Below are 23601 nucleotides of genomic sequence, written 5' to 3' on the forward strand. Positions count from 1 at the left end.
ATAAATATGATGGAACAATATTTAAGACAATTAGTCGAAATAGAATTTCAGGATAAGAAAGAAATCTTCAGCGGATTTTTAATTGATTATTCTGATGATTGGATTTTACTTCGAAATAATCCTGTAGATTTTATCTTGGACGGTTTTGTTATTTTGAGAAATAAAAATATTGAAGCAGTAAACCGAGACTATGATCTGGCTTTTACAGAAAAGGTAATTCGTATGAAAGGACTAAAAATTAATTCTGACGATATTATCCCGATTAAAGATTTAGCTTCAATTATCAATTACGTTTCCAAGAAATATGGCGTTTTTCAGATTGCCAAAAAATCATCTAAATCTGCTTATTTAGGGAAATTAATAGAATTGAATGAGGAAGAATTGACAATTAATTTTTTAGATACCAAAGGCCAGTTTGGAGGAGAATTGAGTTTTAATCCAGAAAAAATTCGTGTTATTGAGTTTGATACAGATTATATTAATTCTTTGAAATTGATAGTTGCAGAGGAACAGAAATAAGATGTTTTAAAGCAACAAAGCCCTCTGCAAAAAAGGGCTTTTTTTGTCATTCTGAACGAAGAATCACACTAGTTATGTAAAAACTTTGTCAAAGTTTGAAACTTTGACAAAGTTAAAAAATCATCAAATTAAGCTTCCGCCAACTTATTCAAAAACTCCAAACGAACACTTCCGTCTTCGTCAATTTTTGTTAAGTTGATTTCTTGTAATGTATTCACCAATTCAGGATTCCAAGGTGTTTTTACTTTTACGTAATTTTCTGTAAATCCGTGAATGTATCCTTCTTTGTTTTCACTTTCAAAAAGAACAGTTCTTTTTGTTCCCAATTGACTTTCGTAAAAAGCACGGCGTTTTTTAACTGATAAACCGCGAAGCATTTTACTGCGTTTTGCTCTTACATTTGAGGGAACAACGCCTTCCATATCGGTCGCTTCTGTATTATCTCTTTCTGAATACGTAAATACGTGCAGGTATGAAATATCCAAGTCATTTAAGAAATGATAGGTTTCTAAAAAGTGTTCATCAGTCTCTCCAGGGAAACCAACAATTACATCGACACCAATACAAGCGTGAGGCATTACTTCGCGAATTTTATTGACACGATCAATATACACTTCACGTAGGTAACGACGCTTCATTAATTTTAAAATATCGTTGCTTCCAGATTGCAACGGAATATGGAAATGCGGTACAAAAGTGCGACTTTTTAGAAACGAATTCAATTGTTTCATTTTTTAGCAAATTTGGTTCGATTGACGAAATTCTTAAACGCTCAATACCTTCTACTTCGTCTAAAGCCTTAACTAAATCTAGAAAAGTATGTTCGTGTTTTTTATTTCCAAACTCCCCTTTTCCGTAATCACCGATATTTACACCCGTTAAAACAATTTCACGGATATTTTGAGCCGAAATTTCTTTGGCATTTTTAAGTACATTCTCCAAGGCATCACTTCTCGAAATTCCTCTCGCCAATGGAATTGTACAATACGTACATTTATAATCGCGACCGTCCTGCACTTTTAAAAATGCTCTGGTACGATCACCAATAGAATAACTTCCAACATAGAAATCAGCCTCGGCAATTTCACAGGAATGCACTTCTCCCATGTCATTTTTACTCAAATCATGAATATAGTCCGTGATTTTGAATTTTTCTGTCGCTCCCAAAACCAAATCAACGCCGTCTACTGCCGCTAATTCTTCTGGTTTTAATTGTGCATAACAGCCAACAGCGGCAACAAATGCTTTTTCATTCAGCTTCATTGCTTTTTTAACTACCTGCTTAAACTGCTTATCTGCATTTTCTGTTACAGAGCAAGTATTAATGACATAAATATCTGCTATTTCTTCAAAATCGACGCGGTCAAAACCTTCGTCATTAAAATTTCTGGCAATTGTAGAAGTCTCTGAAAAATTCAGTTTACAACCCAGCGTATAAAAGGCAACTTTCTTTCTATTTTCCATAATCTGTCTTAAATTAATGAAATCGTTGTCAAAAAATTTAAAGGTCGCAAATTTACAAACAATATTCATCAAAAGAAAGGGATTAATTTACTTCGAATCAATAATTTGCATGGAATGTTAATTTAGAAACATTCAAAACATATTTTGGTTATTTTTCTTTTGAAAAACAAAGTCATGAAAACAGACCTTTTTTAAGGTTCTAATAAGAATAAAATGACAAAATAATCGATCAAATGCACTTTTTATCGATTAAATACATTTTTTATTGGTTTAAATTGAAAATTTCTTACATTTACTTTTGTTATAATTCCGTCTTAAAATAATCCATAATTAAGAATTTTAACAAGCTTTAATTAATTTAATAATAATTCGGGCATAACAATTTTGAATTTTACTCGTTATGTTGTTGTTTTGTGTTACAAAATGAAATGGGAAAGCCGAAAACCAAAGAGAGTAGGCAAAATATAATAACAAATACCACTTTATGAAAGCATTTTTACCCACAATCTGCTTGATGTTCTTAACCATTTTTAGTTCGCAAGCGCAAACTAATGCCCCAGTACGCAAATCCATTTCCTTCTATTAGTACATTAACGACTTGGGCGAGCTTAAATTCACAACAGCAATTTGATGTTGCTATTCGTGCAGTTGGGTTTAAGTTTGAAGTTAAAGAACCAGGTGAAGGATCTACAGCTTACACTTATATTCGTAAAGTAACGGTTAACGAAGTAAATTATACTGATAGAATTGTGTATAGAATTACTAATAATAATTCAGCAAGTATTATCTCATTAGTAACTGCTTCTACTGACTTAGTTAGTTTATATACACCACAATTGAGTACTTTTAAAAACAACAACTGTAAAACAGAAATGTCTAAAGACAAAAATACAACTTGCAATTTGCTACGAAAGTGCTAATTTTGCAATCGATCTTTGCGACGAACGTGTAAAATTAACTATGGGTGACGGAAATAAATATTTTGTTTCTGTAGCCAAAAAATAATAGTATAACTCTGAATTGTTTCCAAATCTTTACTGACTTTTAAGTATGTAAAGATTTGGAATGCATTTCTTAGTTTGAGTTTGGATTTTTGAGTTCGTACCAAACTTCAATTTCTCCTTCATATTCGAAAGAATTAACAAAATGGAAACCTAATTTTTCTAAAATCTTTCTAGAATTTTCGTTTCCTGCATCGGCATATGCATAAAGCGCTTCCACTTTCATATCCTTAAAAGCATAATCAACAAAAGCTTTTCCTGATTCAGACGCATATCCTTTTCCCCAATGTTTTTCAATAAAACGATATCCTAATTCGTAAAAGTTTTTATGATTATTGATTTCGTTAGTAATATATTTTATTCCTGACCATCCAATAAATTCATTGGTTTCTTTGAGAACAACAGCCCAGCGCCCTATTCCAAAATCTTTGTATTGTTTCTGAATATTCTGAATCATATCAATACTTTCTTCAATATGTTTTACTGGATTATTTCCTAAAAACAAATGCACATTCGGATTCGAATCCAATTCGAACATTCCTTCTGCATCAGAAAGTGCAAGCTCTCGTAAAATCAAACGTTCTGTTTCAATTGGATTTTTCATCTTTATTTAATTTAAAATATATCGCATTACCACTTCGGCAACACCATCATTATTATTTGAAGCGACAATTAAATCGGCTTTATCTCGCAATTCTGGCGTTACATTATCAACCCACACTCCAAGACCGGCATATTCAATCATTGTTAAGTCATTTCCAGCGTTTCCTACAGCGATAATTTCACTTTGGTGAATTCCTAACTTATCTGCCAAAAGTTTCAAACTCAGTTGCTTTATCAATCCCTTGCTTGCGCTGCTTCTAAGAAAAAAGGTTTCGACATAGAAACACTCAAATGGGGCATGGCTTCAATTAAATCATTTTCAACAGTTTTTAAGTAAGCAGGATCTTGTAATAAAATACATTTTACCGCTGGTCTGTCTACATACTCTTTGAAATTAGCAACCTTACGATGCACCATTCCCGTAATTTCTTTTTCTACTTCAATGTATTCAGAATCGGTTTCGCTTATAATTTCATTATCTAAATAAGTGATAATATCCGTTTTCATTTTAACACTGTAATCGTATAACTCATGAATTTGTTCTACGGTAAGCTTTTGTTCAAAAAAATCAAATCATCTTTAGCTCTGCTGATAATAGCACCGTTAAATGAAATGATATAAGAATCGTTACTATCTAATTCTAATTCTTTAGCATAAGACAACATCGCGATTGTAGGCCTGCCCGAAGCCAAGACTACATAAACACCCTTAGCCTGCGCTTCTAAAATTACTTTTTTGTTTAAATCTGAAATTTTATGATCGTCTGTCAACAAGGTATCATCCATGTCAAGCACCAACATTTTGTATTGCATGTTTTTTAGTTTTCAGCCACAGTCGCAGTTTTCAGTTTCTAATGTAAACTGAAAACTGCGACTGAGAACTTTTTTTAAATACTCATTCTAAAATCTTCAATAACTGGATTTGCTTTTGCGAAATCAGTTTCCTGAATGAAAACCTCAACAGCCAAATCAGATTGCCCAAAGCCTCCTAAACGAGCCGATTGAATATTATCTTTTTTCACGGTTTCTACACCCGCTTGTTCTAATCTTTCCTGCAAAGCAATTGCTAATACTTCACTACCCGAAAACACCTTCATTAATCCCATGATACTCTTTATTTTTATTCTAATATTATTTTTAATTGATTTTGGAAATCTTCGTTTTCATTTACCCCAAGATGTCCTTGATTTTTCAAAGGATAAAAATAGGCATTTGATTTCAAAAGCTTTTTCAACCTAACCGAATTTTCACAAGGAATTAACTGATCATCTGTTCCGTGAAAAATATAAATTGGAGTTGTGATTTTTGGAAGATAAAGGTTCGTTTCTAAACTAAACTTCTTCATAAAATCTGGAAATAATGGAACTCTGGAACTTGATAGTTCTAAAAAATTATAATATGGTGCTTGAAGAATCAATGCTTTAGGTTTATTTTCTAAAGCCAATTTTGCGACAAAACCAGACCCTATCGAATATCCCGTAATTACAATTTCATCTTCAGAATATTTCTTTGATAATGATTGATAAACAATAGAAATATCTTTACTCAACTGTTCCTCGTTTTCAATTTTGCCTTCACTTTTACCAAAACTTCGATAATCCAAAATAAAAATGTCGTAACCTAATGAAGTATATATTTTCGCAATCTTTCCCCAAGTTTCTAATGTTCCAGCATTTCCATGAAGATAGAAAATTAAACCTTTTGATTTTTCGGCCTTAAATAACAATCCATTTAGAATAGTTCCATCAAATGATTTTATGTTTATTTCTTCAAATTTATTTTCGTAATCAAATTTGTAGTCTTTTGATAATTTCGAACTATGAAAAACCAATCCTACTTGATTAAAATAAACGTAAGAAATTATTAAAAAATAGATAACGAGGAAAAAGCATAAAAGCACAATTATCAAAAATTTAAATGTTTTAAATATCTCCATTTATTCTATTCAGCTTTTATTATCCTTTTTTAATGTTTAAATATTTTCCGATTTAAATCAAAAATCCCGATTTTCAGAACACTATGACTGAAAACCGGGACTGCTTACTTATTCTTCTTCTTGAATATCGTCTTCCTCTTCGTCAAGCTCTTCTCCCTCTTCATCCATATCAAACAAAAAAGGTTCGACTAACATTTTGTCAGCCAAAATTTCAATACGTTCTGTCAAAGCTTCAGCAAAAATCAAACGCTGTGTTTTTGCAATACTACCCGAAATACGCATAATTTTTGTTTCGTTACGCAATTTCAAAATAGGATCTGCATCGTCAAGAATCAGCATTTTTAATCGGTTAACATTGTAGCCTGCTGTACTAAACATATCGTTTAGCTTTACCGGCGTACCAATTAAAACGTCGATTCCTGTTGAAATATAATTTTTATCATAATCCATGTCGCCCTTTTCATTTACACCATAAACTTCTAAATTGGTGTATTTTCCATATTTTTCAAAAAGCGATACCATTTCCAAAACTTTCGCTTTGTCTTCTACAATAATTAAAGCACGCGGTGATTCCTCCGTTTTTCCAGCCAATTGCTGAATCACATTCAAAACAATCGTAGTTGTTTTTCCGCTTCCTGTTGGAGAAATAATGATACAATCGGCACCACTTTTTATGGTCGAAAACGTTTCGAGTTGCGGCGCATTAGCTTCTGTCAAACCATTCTCTATTAATCCGTCTTGTAATTTCTCGTTTATTTTTTTTAGTTTCATTTTTTTTTATGCTTTAAGCTTTAGGCTATAAGCCTTAAGCAAAAATTTGTACTATTTAAAAAGCCTAAAGCCTATTGCTTAAAGCCTCGTTGCGCAAAGCACCTACTTGCTTGCGAACAATTTCACATCAGTTTCAGAGATTTCGTTTCCTCCCAAAATGATTAATCTTTCGACTACATTTCGAAGTTCACGAATATTTCCTGTCCAATCGTATTCTTGTAACAATTTTACGGCTTGTGCCGAAAACACCTTTACAACATTTCCTTGCTCAGAAGCAATTTTTTCTGCAAAATGTCTAATCAAAGCCGGAATATCATCACGTCTTTCATTCAATGGCGGTACTTTTATCAAAATAACAGCCAGACGGTGGTACAAATCTTCACGGAAACGTCCTTCTGCAATTTCTGTTTTTAAATCTTTGTTTGTTGTCGCGACTACACGAACATCAACTTTAATATCTTTATCGGCACCAACTCTCGTAATCATACTCTCCTGAAGCGCGCGTAAAACTTTAGCTTGCGCCGAAAGACTCATATCTCCAATTTCATCCAGAAAAATAGTCCCTTTATCTGCTTGCTTCAAATTTCCCAGCACGATCTTTAACAGCCGATGTAAAAGCACCTTTTACGTGTCCGAATAATTCACTCTCGATCAGCTCGCTCGGAATAGCGGCACAGTTTACTTCAATCAAAGGGAAATTAGCACGTTCGCTTTTTTCATGTAATTGATGCGCCACCAATTCTTTTCCAGTTCCGTTTGGACCAGTAATTAAAACTCTGGCTTCGGTTTGAGCAACTTTATCAATCATCAATTTTATATGATTAATTGATTCGCTCTCGCCTATCATTTCGTAATTTTTACTGACTTTTTTCTTTAGGATTTTATTCTCAACAACTAATTGTTTTTTGTCCAAAGCATTACGAACGGTATTCAACAAACGATTTAAATCCGGCGGTTTTGAGATATAATCAAAAGCTCCTAAACGCATCGTATGAATTGCCGTTTCCATATCTCCATGACCCGAAATCATTACCATCGGAATCTCTGGTTTTATCTTTTTTACTTCTTCCAAAACCTCAACACCGTCCATTTTTGGCATTTTGATATCACACAAAACCAAATCGTAATCGTTGTTTTTTATTTTTTCAAGACCTGCCACACCATCCTCGGCTTCATCAACCTGATATGAATCATTTTCTTCTGATAAAATTTTTACCAAAACTCTTCTGATTGTCTGCTTCGTCTTCGACAATTAGTATTTTACTCATTTTTTTAAAAGGTTCTGAGATTCTAAGGTGCTAAGGTTCTGAGTTTTTTTTTATTGATGAAGTTAAGAAAACTTAGCATCTTAGAATCTCAGAACCTTAGCAACTTTAAAAAAATTAATATTTAAGCCATCTATACAATTCCTTCCATGTTGGCTTTTTACCATACATTAAAATACCTACGCGGTAAATTTTTGCGACGAACCAAACAACGAAGAAAAAGGTAGCAAACAATAATGATACCGAAATTGCGATTTGCCACCACGGCACGCCAAACGGAATACGCATTAACATTACAATTGGCGACGTTAACGGAATCATCGAAAACACAACCGCAACTGTTCCGTGAGGATCATTTACTACGGTGAAAAATCCGATGTAAACACTTAAAATTAGAGGCATTATAATGGGCAGTAAAAATTGTCGCGAATCGGTTTGATTGTCAACCGCATGCTCCAATTGCTTGCATAAAATGAACTGTATAGAAAATAACCTCCTATAAAATAGACTACAAATCCAATTATAATACTTGCAATTGGAAGATTCCATAATTCAGCAATATACATCTGCGCTGATCCTGCAAATTCATGTTGTGCCGACTGCATTAATTCTGGTGAAATCCTGGCAGTTGGCCCAATGTTGACACCAAAAAATGCCGACGCGACAAACATTAATCCCAAACCAATAATCGCCCAAATCATAAATTGTAAAATTCCTGCAAGCGATGTTCCCACAATTTTTCCAATCATTAATTGAAATGGTTTTACCGATGAAATAATGATTTCGATAATACGGTTTGTTTTTTCTTCGATTACACTTCGCATTACCATATTGCCGTAAATGATAATAAACATCATAATCAAATAACCAAAAGCACCGCCAATTCCGATTTTTATTTCGTTTAAACCTTTTAAACTCTCTTCTCCAGATGCTTTAACCAAATGAATGTTTACTTTTGACTGTGCTTTTTGGATAGCAAGAGTATCTAAATTTGCTTCTTCCAGATTTAGTTTTGTAATTTTTGTTCCGATGATATCCTGTGTACTTTCTACAAAAGAAATACTTGGACTATTATTGGAAATAAATTCGATTTTACTTTCTAAATCTTTTGTGTTATTTGTTTTGGGATTACAATTAATCCGCTGAAATTTTCTTTTGTAATGCTGTCTTTTAAAGCTTTTACATCAATTTCAGATAAATTAATGTATTTAAATTCGGCTCCTTTTTTATTCTCCTTTAAAAAATCGGCGAAAAAAGTCCAGTTTCGTCGTGAATAGCAATACGTTTTGTTTCGGCTTTCATGGAACTCAAATAGCCAATAAATACAGCTATCGCCACAAATAAAAGCGGACTCAAAAAAGTCATAACAACAAAAGACTTATTGCGGACTTTTGCAATAAACTCTCTTTTTATAATCAACGAAATGATGCTCATAAATATTTTAATTTTCAAATTCCAAATTCCAATTTAAAACGCTGTAAAATTGGAATTTGGAATTTATTTTTTGGAATTTTAAAATTTATTCTCAGTAACAGTTTGAATAAAAATATCGTTTACACTTGGAATTTTTTCTACAAAATGCGTTACCTGTCCGCGTTGGGTTAAAATATTCAATAATTCATTTGGCGCGACATCTCCTATTTGAATGTTTAATTTTAAATCGTCATTTAAAGATTTAAAACTAGCTGGCGAAACGGTGAATTTTTGTGTAATGTCATACATCAAACCTTCTACATTACTGGTCAGGATTCCAACTTCAAAACTATTGGTTTTAAACTGGCGTTTTACATCACTCACTTTTCCTTCAATCAGTTTATTTGATTTGTGAATTAAAGCAATATGATCGCAGAGTTCTTCAACGCTTTCCATTCTATGTGTAGAGAAAATAATAGTAGAACCTTGTTCTTTTAAAGCCAAAATTTCATCTTTAATCACATTTGCATTTACAGGATCAAAACCAGAAAAAGGCTCATCAAAAATTAATAATTTTGGCTTGTGCAAAACACAAACTACAAACTGAATTTTCTGCGCCATTCCTTTAGAAAGCTCTTGAATTTTCTTATTCCACCAGCCTTGAATTCCTAAACGATCAAACCAATAATCCAATTGTTTTTTGGCTTCGGCTTTAGAAAGTCCTTTCATTTGTGCCAGATACAAACACTGCTCGCCTACTTTCATAGAACTATACAAACCTCTTTCTTCTGGAAGATAGCCAATTGTCTGCACATGTTTGGGCTGTAGTCTTTCTCCATCCAAAATAACTTCACCGCTGTCTGGCATAGTAATTTGATTGATGATTCTAATAAGGGAAGTTTTTCCAGCTCCATTTGGACCTAAAAGTCCGTATATACTGCCTTTTGGTACATTTAATGAAACCTCGTTAAGCGCTACATAATCGCCATATTGTTTTACGACTTTATGTACTTCAAGTAAGTTACTCATGCTGTTTTTTAGATTTTCTGCGTCACTTTACCTATTATGGCTCAGCGACTGTAAAAGTAAATAATTCGAAGCGAACTTGCATTATATTAAGCAAAAAACCCATTCTAATTTGCACTAGAATGGGTTTTTGATAGTATATTATTTTAGAAAAACTTTCAATTATGAAAACATATCTTTTACTTTTTCGAAAAATGATTTCTCTGATTTCTCTGGACTTGGAACAAAATGTTCGTCGTTTAGAGCATTTTCAAAGAATTGTTTTTGTTCTTTATTTAAAGTTTTAGGAGTCCAAACATTGACGTGAACTAATAAATCTCCATTTCCGTACCCATTTAAGCTTGGGATTCCTTTTCCTTTTAATCTTAAGATTTTTCCAGATTGAATTCCTTCTTCAAGTTTAATACGAACTTTTCCGTTGATAGCTTCAATATCTTTTGAAGATCCTAAAACAGCTTCTGGGAAACTAATATATAAATCGTAGTGAACGTTTTCACCTTCACGTTTTAGGAATTCGTGCTCAATTTCCTCAATAGCAACAATTAAATCACCTGGAATACTGTTTCCTGGCGCATCGTTACCTTTATTAGAAACTTTCAACTGCATTCCGTCAACAACTCCCGCAGGAATTTTGATTGATACCGTTTCGTCTTCTTGAACCATTCCTTGTGCATCTGCCTCAGAAGGTCTTTTATCTAAAATCTGTCCAGAACCACCACAAGCAGGACAAGTAGATGCAGACTGCATTCTTCCTAAGATGGTATTGGTTACACGCATTACCTGACCTTGACCGTTACAAGTTGTACAAGTTTTATACGTTACGCCTTTTGCCTGAACTTTACGTTTTACTTTTACTTTTTTCTCCACTCCATTTGCAATTTCTTCTAAAGTTAATTTCACTTTAATTCGAAGATTGCTTCCTTTCGCACGGCGAGGACCACCGCCTCCGCCTCCGAAACCGCCAAATCCATGCTCAAAAATATCACCAAACTGGCTGAAAATGTCATCCATATTCATGCCGCCGTAGTATGCCGCCAAATCCGCCTGAACCATCAAATGCTTGATGTCCGTATTGATCGTATTTCGCTTTTTTATTTGGGTCGCTCAAAACTTCATAAGCTTCTGCTTGCCAATTTGAAGTTTTCTTCTGCCTCTTTGTCGCCTGGGTTTTTATCAGGGTGGTATTTTAGCGCACTTTTTCTATATGCTTTTTTTATTTCAGCGGCGTCGGCATTTTTTGAAATGCCTAGTATTTCGTAAAAATCTTTTTTCATAATTAGAATTAAATTCCAAATCTAAAAATTCCAAAATCCAATATTATATTGGCATTTGAAACTTCTATTTTTATTTTTAGTTTCCGATCACCACTTTAGGGAAACGAATAATTTTGTCTCCTAATTTGTATCCTTTTTCAATAACATCAACAATTTTCCCTTTTAATTTTTCAGACGGAGCTGGAATTTGGGTAATTGCCTCAGCAAAATCAGCATTAAAAGCATCACCTGCTCTTACTTCAACTTGTTCTAAACCTTTAGTTACTAAAGTGCTTTTTAATTTTTCGTGAATTAATTCAACACCTTTAGTTAAATTCTCATCTTCAGATTTATTGATTTCTACCATCGCTCTATCAAAATCATCTAAAACTGGAAGCATTGCCAATAAAACTTCTTGGTTTGCGGTTTTAAATAAATCGATACGCTCTTTTGAAGTTCTTTTTTTGTAATTTTCAAATTCGGCAAATAATCTCAAAAACTTATCTTTTTCTTTAGCCAAGTCTTGAGCCAATTGCTCTTCAACACTTAATTCTTCAACAATTAACTGTTCTCCGTTGGCATTGTTCTCTAACGTTACGTCGTCTAATTCCTGATCGAATTCTGTATTTTCCGTAGTCATATTACTTTTATTTTTAAAAATATTTTTAAACTTCATTTTTATTTCTTTCTGTTGGATTGCAAAAGTACTGCCAAATCTTATAAAATGTCAAATTGTCACTTTATTAATTATGAGACTTTTAAAAAACGAAATACAGCAATTAAAATTTAGTATAATTTTAAGACTATTACGTTATAGTTTATTTTATCTTTGAGACGTAAAAACTAAATCATTACCTATCAAAATTGAATTTAAGGGTTGGCCTCGGCCTCAAAAATAATTATTAATTCAAATTTACCTTATATTAAAAAAAGCTTCGCCTTATTTAGACGAAGCTTTTTTTTGTTTGTTTTTGTTTTTAACGCAAGGTTTTTTTTTACTCTTAAGATTTATAAAAATAAAGTTCGCAAAGCTTTGTATTGCTATAGCTTTGCGAACTTTATAATTCTAAAAGTATTCGTAGATATAAATATCTTTGCGCCCTTTGCGGTAAAAAAACACAAGCTATGCATTATTATAACTTTGAAGTCTTTGCAGTAAAAAAAAAAAACGCAAAGCTTTATATTGATACAGCTTTGCGAACTTTATTTTTTTAATATCTAGAACAAAAAACTTTGCGTTCCCTGCTGTAAAAGATTTTTTTTTGCACGGGCGGAGGGATTCGAACCCCCATCAACGGTTTTGGAGACCGCTATTCTACCCTTGAACTACGCCCGTAACTTAAGGTGGGCAAATTAAAAGTTTTTTTTCTTTATCGGCAACTATTTTAAGCAGAGATTTAAAAAGAAATTCCTTTAAATCCGAGCAATCTGCGACAAAAACCTACACTCCAAATAGTTAACCTATCAAAGTGTTTTTAAATATTTCTACAGAAATCCGTTCTTGTGAACTAAATTTTTATTTCACGCAGATTTGAAAAAGATTTAGGCAGATTAAAGCAGATTTACTTTTTACAAAATCAAATTAAATCTGCTTTACTCTGTTGTAGAAAACTTTAGAATCAAATTATGCCAGTAAAGCATTTTTCAATCCTTCAAGATCAACTGAAATTTGTTCTCCTGTCACTAAGTTTTTAAGCGCATAAGAATTTGACTCAATTTCCTGATCACCAGCAATTACCGCAAACGGAATCAATCGTTTGTCTGCATATTGAAATTGTTTCCCAACTTTTACATTATCAGGATATAACTCAACTTTTATATTTTCTTGTCTTAATTGTTGAATTGCTTTTGAGGCATACAACGCTTCTTTGTCTCCATAATTGATAAAGATTGCTTTTGAAGTCAGCGCAACAGTTTCCGGAAACAATTGTAGTTCTTCCAAAACCAAATAAATTCTATCCAAACCGAAAGAAATACCGACACCGCTCATATTTTTCAAACCGAAAATACCCGTCAAATCGTCGTATCTTCCGTCACCGCCGATAGAACCCATCGAAACAGTTTTTGGCGCGCTACTTCAAAAATAGCTCCAGTATAATAATTTAAACCACGTGCCAAAGTCACATCCAAATCTAAAGACGCAGTTGCCAAACCTAAAACGGCAACATTGTCACATATAAATTTCAATTCTTCAACTCCTTTCATCCCTTCTTCTGAAGAAGATAATAATTCCGAAAAGTTGCTTAATTTTATCTGAGAAAGTTCCTGAAAAACTGAAAAGCGGCTGTACTTTTACTAAGGCTTCCTCTGCAATTCCTTTTTCAATCATTTCTTTTTTTACGCCGTCTTCTCCAATTTTATCTAATTTATCAAGAGCGACCGTAAAATCTATTAATTTATCTGAAGCGCCGATTACCTCTGCGATTCCAGACAATATTTTTCTGTTGTTAATCTTGATCGTTACACCTTCTAATCCTAAAGAAGTAAAAACGGTATCGTACAACTGAACCAATTCTACTTCCTGCCAAAGTGATTTTGAACCAACAACGTCGGCATCACATTGGTAGAATTCTCTATAGCGTCCTCTCTGCGGTCTGTCAGCTCTCCACACCGGCTGAATCTGATATCTTTTAAACGGAAATTCAATTTCGTTTTGGTGCTGTACCACGTATCTTGCAAACGGAACTGTCAAGTCGTATCGCAATGCTTTTTCTGAAATTCTTCCTGTAAACTTGTTCAGTTCAATTCTTTGACTCAAATCAATTGTTTCGGCAGAATTTGATTGAAGTGCCTCTATAGATTCTGGTAATTCAATTTTATTTTTATTGAAGAAAAAATTACCCGAATTCAGGATTTTAAAAATCAAACGATCGCCTTCTTCTCCATATTTTCCCATCAAGGTATCTGAATTTTCAAACGAAGGGGTTTCTATCGGCTGAAAACCAAATTTCTCAAAATTAGTTTTTATCGTCTGAATAATATATTGACGTTTTGACACCTCTGCAGGCGAAAAATCTCTTGTACCTTGTGGAATGCTTAGTTTTGAAGCCATCTTGCTGTTTATTTTAGATTTCTGATTTTAGATTTTAGATTTTTTTGAAACCTAAAATCTAAGACCTTTAAAATTAATTTATTTTTAGTTTTTTTTGATTGTTGGCTTTTTAGACTTTCGACTTTATGACTTTCCAACTTTCGACTTAATTTAAAATCGTGTGCAAATATCTTATTTTTTAAAATAAATATTGGCAGTTCGAAAACAAACTTGTAACAAAAAACGTATTTTCGTGACAAATTGGTCATGATGCTAAAATTATTTAAAGAAAATATCCGAATTGCTTTTGGTTCTATCAAAACACAATTACTGCGTACTATTCTTACCGTTTTAATTATCGCTATTGGTATTACAGCTTTGGTTGGAATATTAACAGTTGTTACGGCACTTGAAAATACGGTTTCGACTAATTTTGCATCGATGGGCTCTAACACTTTCAACATCAACCAATACGAAAACAATGTTAAAAATCGTGGTGGAAATGAGCGTGAAATTGTGAACCCAATTATCTCATATCCTGAAGCTGTCGCTTTTAAAAACAAATACAAATATCCTTTTACAGAAACTTCATTATCTTTTACCGCAACTGCAACGGCTGAAGTAAAATATCTGGATAAAAAAACAGATCCTGAAATTAAAATTGTTGGAGTCGACGAACATTTTATTTCGAACTCCGGTTTAGAAACAACTTCGGGACGCTCTTTCAATCAATTTGATATTGAAAACAATACATATTCGTGTATCGTTGGTTCTGATTTTGAAAAAGGCTTACTGAAAGATGTGAATCCAATTGATAAAGTTATTTCAATTCGCGGCGCGCGTTTTAAAGTTATAGGTGTTTTAAAAGAAAAAGGATCAACATTTGGAAACAGTCAGGATTTACGAGTTCTTATTCCAATTCAAGTCGCGCGTTCTTTATTTACTGCTCCAAATATTAATTATACCATGAGTGTAATGGTTTCGAAAAAAGAACTATTAGATGAAGCTGTAGACAATGCCACAAGTACAATGCGAAGAGTGCGTAAATTAAGTCCCGTTCGTGACAACAATTTTGGAATTGGCAGAAGCGACGATTTAATTAACAGAATTCTTGGAATTACTCAATATTTAGGATGGGTCACTTGGATCATTAGTGTTATTACCATTTTAGGATCATCGATAGCATTAATGAATATTATGATTGTTTCGGTTACAGAGCGTACTCGCGAAATTGGTGTCCGCAAAGCTTTGGGCGCCAAAAGATCAACGGTTGCATTTCAATTTTTTATAGAGACTTTATTAATTGGACAAATTGGCGGTTTGGTCGGAATTGTATTGGGAATTTTGGTAGGTTCAGGTTTTGCGGCGATAATGAATTTTGCATTTGTGATTCCATGGATGGCGATTTTTGCCGCTTTTGCAACAAGTTTTTGTGTAGCACTGGTTTCTGGTTTATATCCAGCTATTAAAGCATCGAAATTAGATCCTATTGAGGCGCTTCGTTATGAGTAGTTTTTTTTTAGTATTCAGTCTCAGTTTTCAGTCGCGGTCATCGTCTGAACTAAACATTAAGCTTTGCCAAATTTTAAATTTGACAAAGAGTCTATAGCATAAAGTTAACTGAGACTGAAAACTGAGACTGCGACTGAACGCTTAAATATTCCCTTTCAACATCCTGTCATTATCATAAATATCTTTTCGCAATTCAATATTTTTAAAACTCATATTTTCAAGTAAATCGATCATTTCTTTTCCTAGATATTGATTGATTTCAAAATATAATTTCCCTTTTTCAAAAAGACGTTTTTGTGCCAGTAAAGCAATTTTTCTATAAAAAATTAAAGCATCGTTGTCTTCTACAAAAAGTGCCAGATGAGGCTCGTAATCCAAGACATTTTTTTTAATTTCTTCTTTTTCTAAATTTCGAACATAAGGCGGATTAGAAACAATTATATCAAAATTGCATCTTAATTCCTCTGTCTCCAAAATATCCAAGAGAACAAAAGTTACATCGACATTATTTTTGACCGCATTTCTTTTTGCAGTTTCAATAGCTTTTTTAGAAACATCAATTCCAAAAACTTCCGCATTAGGCAGGTTTTTTGCCAGGGAAACAGCAATACAGTCGCTTCCTGTTCCGATATCTAAAATTTTTATTTTTTTTGATTTATCTGGATTTGAATTTTCATTAATTATCCATTCTACCAATTCTTCTGTTTCTGGTCTTGGAATCAAAACATTTTCATTTACTTCAAAATCCAAACCGTAGAAATTTGTTTTTCCAAGTAAATATTGAATGGGAACCTCTTTTTTTAACTGTCTTACAAGCTCGTCCCATATAACAAAATCATTGTCTTCAAAAGTTAATTCATGATTTAAGGCTAAATCAATCTGACGAAGTTTATGTTTCTCTTCCAGAATTAAATAAAAAAAACTCTCCGCTTCATACGCATCGTAAAAAGGCGATAATTCTTTAATAAATTGAGTGCGGTATTGTTTAATTTTCATTTCAATTTTTTGAACATTATGGCATCAGTTTAAAACTGATTTTACAATTCAATAAGTCTCTCTAAAACAAATTTGTTACAATTTCTAATTACAAAACTTTCAGCATCCATACAGGACAGGAACAATGTCCTGTTGATCCTAACGGCGCATCGAGATATTCAAAACCAGATTTTTTATACAACTTTTGAGTCGCATGCATAAAAGGCATAGTTTCGATATAACATTTCTCAAAACCAAAGTCCCTTGCTTGTTCCAAACATTTTTCCATCATTTTTGCCCCTATTCCTAATCCGCGGGTTTTAGGCAAAAAATACATTTTCTGTAATTCACAGATTTCTGGATCACCATTTTCTAAAGGCGCAATTCCGGCGCGACCCACAATTTCTCCTTCATTTTCTACAACAAAATACATAGATTTTGCTTTACTATATTCTTCAAACATTAAATCCAAATATGGATCTTCGTAAGCAGTTCCGACTTTTGGTATTTCCAATTCATCAAAAACAGACCTTATTAAATTGGCAACTGCCTGATTGTCTTCTTTTTCAATTGCTCGTATTAGCCAATTTACCATTTTTTTTAATCTAAAACATTATAAACACAAAAGTAAATATACTTTTTTGATAGTTTCTTAACTTAGTCATAAACTCAAAAATTAACTACTTTTGCACTGTGAATATACAAGAAAAATACATAAAACGCTGTATCGAGCTGGCACAAAATGGGCTCGGAACTACATATCCGAACCCAATGGTCGGAAGTGTAATTGTTTACGAAGATCAAATTATTGGCGAAGGCTGGCATAAAAAGGCTGGAGAACCGCATGCAGAGGTAAATGCAGTGAAATCTGTAAAGGATAAATCACTGTTAAAGAAAGCAACAATATATGTAAGTCTAGAACCCTGCAGTCATTTTGGAAAAACACCTCCTTGCTGTGATTTGATTATTGCTAATGAAATTCCGAATGTAGTTGTTGGAACGGTTGACCCTAATGAAAAAGTAGCAGGGAGAGGAATTCTGAAATTAATTGAAGCCGGAGCAAATGTTACGGTTGGAGTTCTAGAAAAAGAATGCCACGAATTAAACAAACGCTTTTTTACTTTTCACCAAAAGAAGAGACCGTACATTATACTAAAATGGGCAGAAAGTCAGGATGGATATTTAGCGCCTGAAAAAACACCCGATCAAGATCGAAAACCAATTTGGATTACCAATCAATATTCCCGACAATTGGTTCACAAATGGAGAACTGAGGAACAGGCTATTTTAGTCGGGACACAAACTGTTGTTGATGACAATCCGAAATTGAATGCCAGAGATTGGAGCGGTACGAATCCCGTTAGAGTTATAATCGATCGCGAAAATAAAATAGAGACAAACAGTTTTGTTTTTGACGACTCTGTAAAAACTATTGTTTTTTCTAATGAGAAAATAAAATCATCAACCGAAAACACACAATTTGAAGTAATTGATTTCTCCAAAAATACCATTCCACAGATTTTAGATGTTTTATACCAAAATCAAATTCAATCTATAATAATTGAAGGTGGAAGACAAACGCTCCAATCTTTTATAGACGAAAACATTTGGGATGAAGCCCGAGTTTTTATTGGAAAACCCAGTTTTGGAAGCGGAACAAAGGCTCCAATGATTTCTAGAAAAAACAGCATTAAAACCACTATTATAAACGACGAACTAACACAGATTAGAAATTATGATTGATACTATAATTTTTGACTTTGGAGATATTTTTATCAATTTAGATAAACCTGCCACAATTTCTGGTTTACAGAAATTAGGAATGACAGAATGGAATGCAGAATTGAACGAGCTGAATTTTTCGTTTGAAACTGGCGATATTTCACCAGAAGATTTTATTGGAGGTTTTCAAAAACAACTGCCCAATGCTTCTAAAGAAGATATTCTAAAATCCTGGAATGCTGTACTGGCAGATTTTCCTTTGTACCGTTTAGATTTCCTTAAAGAATTATCCAAAAAATATCGTTTGTTTTTATTAAGCAATACAGATTCTATCCATATCAACACATTTGAGACACAAAACGGAGCGGGCTTTTACAAAGATTTCTACAACTGTTTTGAAAAAGTTTATTTTTCATTTGATATGGGATTGAGAAAACCAGATCCGAAAATTTATCAATTCTTAATCGACAAACACAATTTAGTTCCAGAGCACACTTTATTTGTTGACGATAAAAAAGAAAACACAGACAGCGCGACGACTTTAGGAATTAAAGTATGGAATCTTCAAGTTGGAAAAGAAGATGTGGTAGATTTATTTACAAAAGGATTATTATAAGTTCCACAGATTTCACAAAACAAAAAATCCTTTAAATCTTTTAATCTTTGGCTAAAAACCATTTTAAAGTTTAACATTTGGAAATTAACGACACTTATCAAACTATAGCTTTTGCATCTGAAGAAATACTGTTTAAAGAAAAAGGCAGTAAATTCTTTGGCTACGCATTTCCGATAGATCATGAAGACGAAGTAAAACCAATTATTGAAGATCTAAAAAAACAACATCCGCACGCGGTACATTATTGTTATGCTTACCAATTAGGCGTTGGAAATAAAATTTCATACCGGGCAAACGATGACGGCGAACCAAGCAACACTGCAGGAGCGCCAATTTACGGGCAAATACAATCTTTTGGATTAACTAACGTTCTTGTTGTGGCTGTTCGGATTTTTGGAGGAGTAAAATTAGGCGTAGGCGGCTTAATCAGTGCTTACCGAACAACAGCTCAAATGACTTTGGAAATTTGTGAAATTGTCGAAAAAACAATTGACGAATCATTTTTAATTTCATTTGATTATAAAAACATGAATAAAGTAATGCGCGTGATCAAAGAGAAAAAATTAGAAATAATATCTCAGGAAATGGAAATGGATGAAATTTCAGGACTGCCAATTGGCAAAATTACGATCAAAACACGAAAAAAAAATGCCGAAACAGTGTTCAGCATTTTTGACTTAATGTTCGAAATCGATATTAAAATTATCTAAATTAGTATAAAATCTTTAAACGATTTAACAATTATTCTAGCGATTTAAATATTTCTAAAATATAATCTGGAGGAGCTGTCGGACGACCCGTTTTTAACGAAATAAATACCAAAATAAACGTCGCAGTTGTTAATAACTCATTTGACTCATTATAGATCTCGCAGTCAAATTCAATCTTCACAGAAGAGTGACTTTTGAAAGTCGTATGAATTGTTAAAAGCTCGTCGTATCTCGCCGATTTTTTGTAACTTATATTCATGTTTACAATTGGCAGACCAATACCGCTTTCTTCCATGCTTTTATACGAAACCCCTTTGTTTCTAAGCCATTCCACGCGTCCGATTTCAAAATAAGGAACATAATTTCCGTGATAAACGACTCCCATCTGGTCGGTTTCTGAGTAACGAACTCTTACTTGAGTCTGGTGATTTTTCATTATTTAGAGATTAAAAAAATTCAAATTAAAAAAGCCTACTTACAACTTTTTTTTATAAAATTAGATGACAAAATATTTTTTTTTACAGAAATTTGTTCACATATTTGTTATCCCGAAATACGGAATAAAATTGCTCCTATTTTATTAGGAGAATCTTTATCAACAATAATAAAAATTTATCTGAATCTATGACTAAAACTGCTCAATCGGTATGGGAAAACTGTTTGTCCTTTATAAAGGATAATATTCAAGATCAAGCATACAAAACTTGGTTTGAACCAATCAAATCAGTTGAGCTAACCGATAACGCATTATACATTCAAGTTCCAAGTAAATTTTTCTACGAATGGCTCGAAGAGCACTATGTAAAATTATTGAAAGTTGCGCTTACCAAAGAACTAGGAAAAAACGCAAAGTTACTCTATAAAATCAAAATGGAGAACACTTATGGAAACAAACAGCCGTTTACCGAACAGTCGCCAAGTTCCAACAGAGTGCCAATGAAACCGCAAGAGGTTGATGCTCCGTTTAAAAACTTAAATCCTGAACTAAAAAATCCGTTTGTAATTCCTGGAATTAGAAATTTAAAAATTGAGTCTCAGTTAAATCCGAACTACAGTTTTGACAATTTCTTAGAAGGAGATTCCAACCGTCTGGCTCGTTCTGCAGGTATGGCTGTTGCCAATAAACCTGGAGGAACTTCATTTAATCCGTTATTGATTTTTGGAGGGGTTGGTTTAGGAAAAACACACTTAGCGCATGCTATAGGCGTAGAAGTAAAAGATAAGTATCCGGAAAAAACCGTTTTATATATTTCTGCTGAGATTTTCACACAACAATATATTGATTCTGTAAAAAAGAATAATCGTAATGATTTCATTCATTTTTACCAATTGATCGATGTTTTAATTATTGATGATGTACAGTTTTTATCTGGAAAATCAGGAACACAAGATGTATTCTTCCATATTTTCAATTATTTACATCAAAACGGAAAACAAGTAATCTTAACTTCAGATAAAGCACCTGTTGATATGCAGGATATCGAACAAAGATTATTGTCTCGTTTCAAATGGGGATTGTCTGCAGAATTGCATCAGCCTGATTACGAAACCCGTGTATCGATCTTAAAAAATATTTTATATCGTGATGGTGTAGAAATGCCGGAAGATATTTTAGAATATGTAGCTCGTAATATTAAAACTAATGTTAGAGAGCTTGAAGGTGCTATTATTTCGTTGATCGCGCAGTCATCTTTCAACAAAAAAGAAGTTACGATTGAACTAGCAAAAAGTGTTGTAGAGAAATTTGTTAAAAATGTAAAAAGAGAAATCTCGATCGATTATATACAAAAAATCGTTTCAGATTATTTCCAATTAGATATTGAAACACTTCAATCTAAAACCAGAAAGAGGCATGTTGTGCAAGCACGACAATTAGCCATGTTTTTTGCTAAAAAATTCACCAAAGCTTCTTTGGCAAATATCGGTTCACAAATTGGAGATCGTGATCATGCAACTGTTCTTCACGCTTGCAAAACAGTTGACAACTTAGTTTCTACAGACAAACAATTTAAAAAGTTTGTTGAAGACATCAATAAAAAACTAACGCTTTAAGACGCATCATGCCTGTAAAAATCCTAATGGTTTGTTTAGGGAATATCTGTAGATCTCCCCTGGCAGAAGGAATTTTAGCTTCTAAATTACCTAAAGATAAATTCTTTGTTGATTCTGCAGGAACAGGTTCTTGGCATGTAGGACATTGTCCAGACAAACGCTCGATAGAAGTTGCCCGAAAAAACGGAATTAATATCAGCGAACAAAAAGGAAGACAGATTAAAACCAGTGATTTTGACGAATTTGATTACATCTTTGTAATGGACAATTCCAATTTCAATGATGTAAATAATCTTGCCAAAAGTCCAGAGCAAAAAAGCAAAGTTTATTTAATTCTAAATGAATTATTTCCAGACGAAAATGTAGATGTGCCAGATCCTTATTTTGGAGCTTCCAACGGATTTGAGAATGTCTATCAAATGCTTGACGAAGTGACAGATCTTATCGCTGAAAAACTAATCAAAAAACACGCTTAACTTAATTCAATTGTTTCAAAAAATGAGATAATTGAATTTTTTAATTTAAACACATACACATGAAACTTCTAGGAAAACTATATTTAATTCCAACTACAATGGGCGAAAGCGATCCGATGGACGTTTTACCACAGACAGTAAAAAGAAGTATCGAACTTATAGATCACTATATCGTTGAAAACGACAAAACGGCTAGAAAATCAATAAAAGCAGTTTATCCCGAAAAAAAACAGTCCGAATTGGTGCTTTTTACCCTTAACAAACGTACAGAACCAAGCGAACATTTAGACTTTATCAAACCTTTATTGGAAGGAAAAAACATGGGATTAATGAGCGAAGCCGGTTGTCCAGGTGTTGCAGATCCTGGGGCGGTAATTGTAAAACTGGCGCATGAAAAAGGAATTCAAGTTGTTCCTTTAGTTGGGCCTTCTTCTATCCTTTTGGCAATGATGGCTTCTGGAATGAACGGTCAAAGTTTTACCTTTAATGGTTATTTACCAATTGATAAGGACGAGAAAAAATCAGCTTTGAGACATTTTGAAAAATTATCTCACGATAAAAATCAATCGCAGATTTTTATTGAAACACCTTATAGAAACAATAAATTAGTTGAAGACATTTTACAGATTGTAAGTCCGTCCACACATTTGTGTATTGCAACAGATATTACAGCGCCGACAGAATTCATTAAAACAATGAAAATTGCTGATTGGAAAAAATTGAAAGTAGATTTACATAATCGACCGACAATTTTTATTATTCATAAAATGTAAGCTAAAATTTAAAAATATTATCTATGAAAAAATTTATAATCCTTATTGCTATTTGTTGCGTTCAAAATATTTTTTCTCAAACTATCCCAAAAGGCAATTCAACGCAATATAAAACAGAGGCTCCAGTTGGAAACGTTTCGTCAAATGCACAAGCTGTTACTGAGGAAGACAATCAAATTTACAATACAGCAGGAATAGACGTCAGACCGGAATTCCCTGGAGGAGTTGAAGCAATGAATGGCTTTATAAAACAAAACTTCAAAAGCCCAAAAGAAAACTTAAAAGGAAAAATATACGCCACTTTTATTATTGAAAAAGATGGATCATTAAGCGATATTAAAATTTTAAGAGATATTGGATATGAAACAGGCGCAGAAGCAATAAGAGTTTTAAAACTATTCCCAAAATGGAGCCCGGGAAAACAAAACAATAAAACTATTAGAGTCCTTTACTCCATTCCAATGCTAATAAATTAAGTTTATTT

Annotated in this window: 22 protein-coding genes, 1 tRNA gene and 5 pseudogenes; 10 read left to right on the top strand and 18 right to left on the bottom strand. The window is 33.1% G+C overall.

The annotated features are described in order from the left end of the window. Nucleotides 1–9: 9 nt before the first annotated feature. Complete coding sequence (locus ACZZ95_RS27960) at nt 10–519, top strand: hypothetical protein (RefSeq protein ID WP_463471794.1); 510 nt, start codon at nt 10–12, stop codon at nt 517–519. A gap of 128 nt (nt 520–647) precedes the next feature. On the opposite strand, the pseudogene mtaB reads toward ACZZ95_RS27960, so the two are convergent. Next, nucleotides 648–1983 (bottom strand): annotated as a pseudogene (gene mtaB / locus ACZZ95_RS27965) (tRNA (N(6)-L-threonylcarbamoyladenosine(37)-C(2))-methylthiotransferase MtaB). Nucleotides 1984–2534: 551 nt separating this feature from the next. Between mtaB and ACZZ95_RS27970 the strand changes: the two are divergent. Beyond that, the gene (locus tag ACZZ95_RS27970) at nt 2535–2903 is read left to right on the top strand and encodes a hypothetical protein (RefSeq protein ID WP_463471580.1); all 369 of its coding nucleotides are present in this window, start codon (nt 2535–2537) and stop codon (nt 2901–2903) included. A gap of 154 nt (nt 2904–3057) precedes the next feature. Here ACZZ95_RS27970 and ACZZ95_RS27975 read toward each other — a convergent pair whose 3' ends face one another. The 14 genes and pseudogenes from ACZZ95_RS27975 to hisS all read right to left on the bottom strand — a co-directional run bounded on the left by ACZZ95_RS27975 (nt 3058) and on the right by hisS (nt 14302). Next, nucleotides 3058–3588 (bottom strand): GNAT family N-acetyltransferase, encoded by a 531-nt coding sequence (locus ACZZ95_RS27975; RefSeq protein ID WP_095952011.1) that lies wholly within the window; start codon nt 3586–3588, stop codon nt 3058–3060. 6 nt (nt 3589–3594) lie between these two features. Further along, a complete protein-coding gene (locus ACZZ95_RS27980) occupies nt 3595–3807 on the bottom strand; it encodes an HAD family hydrolase (protein WP_463471581.1) in 213 nt (70 codons plus the stop codon). Nucleotides 3808–3821: 14 nt separating this feature from the next. After that, nucleotides 3822–4094, bottom strand: coding sequence for a hypothetical protein (locus ACZZ95_RS27985; RefSeq protein ID WP_463471582.1), 273 nt, complete (start codon nt 4092–4094; stop codon nt 3822–3824). A gap of 35 nt (nt 4095–4129) precedes the next feature. Beyond that, a complete protein-coding gene (locus tag ACZZ95_RS27990; protein WP_463471583.1) occupies nt 4130–4399 on the bottom strand; it encodes an HAD hydrolase family protein in 270 nt (89 codons plus the stop codon). A gap of 74 nt (nt 4400–4473) precedes the next feature. Beyond that, nucleotides 4474–4692 (bottom strand): putative signal transducing protein, encoded by a 219-nt coding sequence (locus ACZZ95_RS27995; RefSeq protein WP_095952013.1) that lies wholly within the window; start codon nt 4690–4692, stop codon nt 4474–4476. Nucleotides 4693–4706: 14 nt separating this feature from the next. Beyond that, nucleotides 4707–5417, bottom strand: a complete 711-nt coding sequence (locus ACZZ95_RS28000) for an alpha/beta hydrolase (protein ID WP_463471584.1) — start codon at nt 5415–5417, stop codon at nt 4707–4709. A gap of 213 nt (nt 5418–5630) precedes the next feature. Then, a complete protein-coding gene (locus ACZZ95_RS28005) occupies nt 5631–6293 on the bottom strand; it encodes a DEAD/DEAH box helicase (protein WP_463471585.1) in 663 nt (220 codons plus the stop codon). Nucleotides 6294–6395: 102 nt separating this feature from the next. Continuing rightward, nucleotides 6396–7561: pseudogene (locus ACZZ95_RS28010) on the bottom strand (sigma-54-dependent transcriptional regulator). A gap of 114 nt (nt 7562–7675) precedes the next feature. Further along, nucleotides 7676–8992, bottom strand: a pseudogene (locus ACZZ95_RS28015) (ABC transporter permease). A gap of 78 nt (nt 8993–9070) precedes the next feature. Next, nucleotides 9071–10000 carry an ABC transporter ATP-binding protein gene (locus ACZZ95_RS28020; protein WP_463471586.1) on the bottom strand — a complete coding sequence of 310 codons (930 nt, stop codon included), beginning with the start codon at nt 9998–10000 and terminating at the stop codon, nt 9071–9073. A 159-nt stretch (nt 10001–10159) separates the two neighbouring features. Further along, nucleotides 10160–11271 (bottom strand): annotated as a pseudogene (dnaJ, locus tag ACZZ95_RS28025) (molecular chaperone DnaJ). A gap of 76 nt (nt 11272–11347) precedes the next feature. Next, the gene (locus ACZZ95_RS28030) at nt 11348–11926 is read right to left on the bottom strand and encodes a nucleotide exchange factor GrpE (RefSeq protein WP_095952019.1); all 579 of its coding nucleotides are present in this window, start codon (nt 11924–11926) and stop codon (nt 11348–11350) included. Between the two features lie 589 nt (nt 11927–12515). Then, nucleotides 12516–12586, bottom strand: a tRNA-Trp gene (locus ACZZ95_RS28035). Between the two features lie 288 nt (nt 12587–12874). Further along, a pseudogene (gene hisS / locus ACZZ95_RS28040) lies at nt 12875–14302 on the bottom strand (histidine--tRNA ligase). Nucleotides 14303–14548: 246 nt separating this feature from the next. Here hisS and ACZZ95_RS28045 point away from each other — a divergent pair. Then, complete coding sequence (locus ACZZ95_RS28045; protein WP_463471587.1) at nt 14549–15793, top strand: ABC transporter permease; 1245 nt, start codon at nt 14549–14551, stop codon at nt 15791–15793. Nucleotides 15794–15934: 141 nt separating this feature from the next. On the opposite strand, the gene prmC is transcribed toward ACZZ95_RS28045, so the two are convergent. Together prmC and ACZZ95_RS28055 are read right to left on the bottom strand one after the other, a co-directional pair. After that, nucleotides 15935–16789 carry a peptide chain release factor N(5)-glutamine methyltransferase gene (gene prmC, locus ACZZ95_RS28050; protein WP_463471588.1) on the bottom strand — a complete coding sequence of 285 codons (855 nt, stop codon included), beginning with the start codon at nt 16787–16789 and terminating at the stop codon, nt 15935–15937. Between the two features lie 88 nt (nt 16790–16877). Continuing rightward, the gene (locus ACZZ95_RS28055) at nt 16878–17363 is read right to left on the bottom strand and encodes a GNAT family N-acetyltransferase (RefSeq protein ID WP_463471589.1); all 486 of its coding nucleotides are present in this window, start codon (nt 17361–17363) and stop codon (nt 16878–16880) included. A 98-nt stretch (nt 17364–17461) separates the two neighbouring features. On the opposite strand from ACZZ95_RS28055, the gene ribD reads away from it, so the two are divergent. The 3 genes from ribD (at nt 17462) to ACZZ95_RS28070 (ending at nt 19816) form a co-directional block, all read left to right on the top strand. Next, nucleotides 17462–18511, top strand: a complete 1050-nt coding sequence (gene ribD, locus ACZZ95_RS28060; protein WP_463471590.1) for a bifunctional diaminohydroxyphosphoribosylaminopyrimidine deaminase/5-amino-6-(5-phosphoribosylamino)uracil reductase RibD — start codon at nt 17462–17464, stop codon at nt 18509–18511. Continuing rightward, the gene (locus tag ACZZ95_RS28065; protein WP_463471591.1) at nt 18504–19106 is read left to right on the top strand and encodes an HAD family hydrolase; all 603 of its coding nucleotides are present in this window, start codon (nt 18504–18506) and stop codon (nt 19104–19106) included. The genes ribD and ACZZ95_RS28065 overlap by 8 nt, the downstream gene beginning before the upstream one ends. Nucleotides 19107–19183: 77 nt before the next feature. Then, nucleotides 19184–19816 carry an IMPACT family protein gene (locus tag ACZZ95_RS28070; protein ID WP_463471592.1) on the top strand — a complete coding sequence of 211 codons (633 nt, stop codon included), beginning with the start codon at nt 19184–19186 and terminating at the stop codon, nt 19814–19816. A gap of 31 nt (nt 19817–19847) precedes the next feature. Here ACZZ95_RS28070 and ACZZ95_RS28075 read toward each other — a convergent pair whose 3' ends face one another. After that, nucleotides 19848–20252 carry an acyl-CoA thioesterase gene (locus ACZZ95_RS28075; protein ID WP_095952032.1) on the bottom strand — a complete coding sequence of 135 codons (405 nt, stop codon included), beginning with the start codon at nt 20250–20252 and terminating at the stop codon, nt 19848–19850. 188 nt (nt 20253–20440) lie between these two features. On the opposite strand from ACZZ95_RS28075, the gene dnaA reads away from it, so the two are divergent. From dnaA to ACZZ95_RS28095, 4 genes are read left to right on the top strand one after another with little or no spacing between them, the layout of a single operon-like run. Further along, entirely contained in the window at nt 20441–21868 is a 1428-nt protein-coding gene (gene dnaA, locus ACZZ95_RS28080; RefSeq protein WP_463471593.1) for a chromosomal replication initiator protein DnaA, read from the top strand. Nucleotides 21869–21876: 8 nt separating this feature from the next. Next, complete coding sequence (locus ACZZ95_RS28085) at nt 21877–22344, top strand: low molecular weight protein-tyrosine-phosphatase (RefSeq protein WP_095952035.1); 468 nt, start codon at nt 21877–21879, stop codon at nt 22342–22344. Nucleotides 22345–22403: 59 nt separating this feature from the next. After that, complete coding sequence (locus ACZZ95_RS28090) at nt 22404–23117, top strand: SAM-dependent methyltransferase (protein WP_463471594.1); 714 nt, start codon at nt 22404–22406, stop codon at nt 23115–23117. Nucleotides 23118–23140: 23 nt separating this feature from the next. After that, a complete protein-coding gene (locus ACZZ95_RS28095; protein ID WP_133524817.1) occupies nt 23141–23593 on the top strand; it encodes an energy transducer TonB in 453 nt (150 codons plus the stop codon). Nucleotides 23594–23601 lie beyond the last annotated feature (8 nt).

The organism is Flavobacterium sp. AC267, from assembly GCF_979258715.1.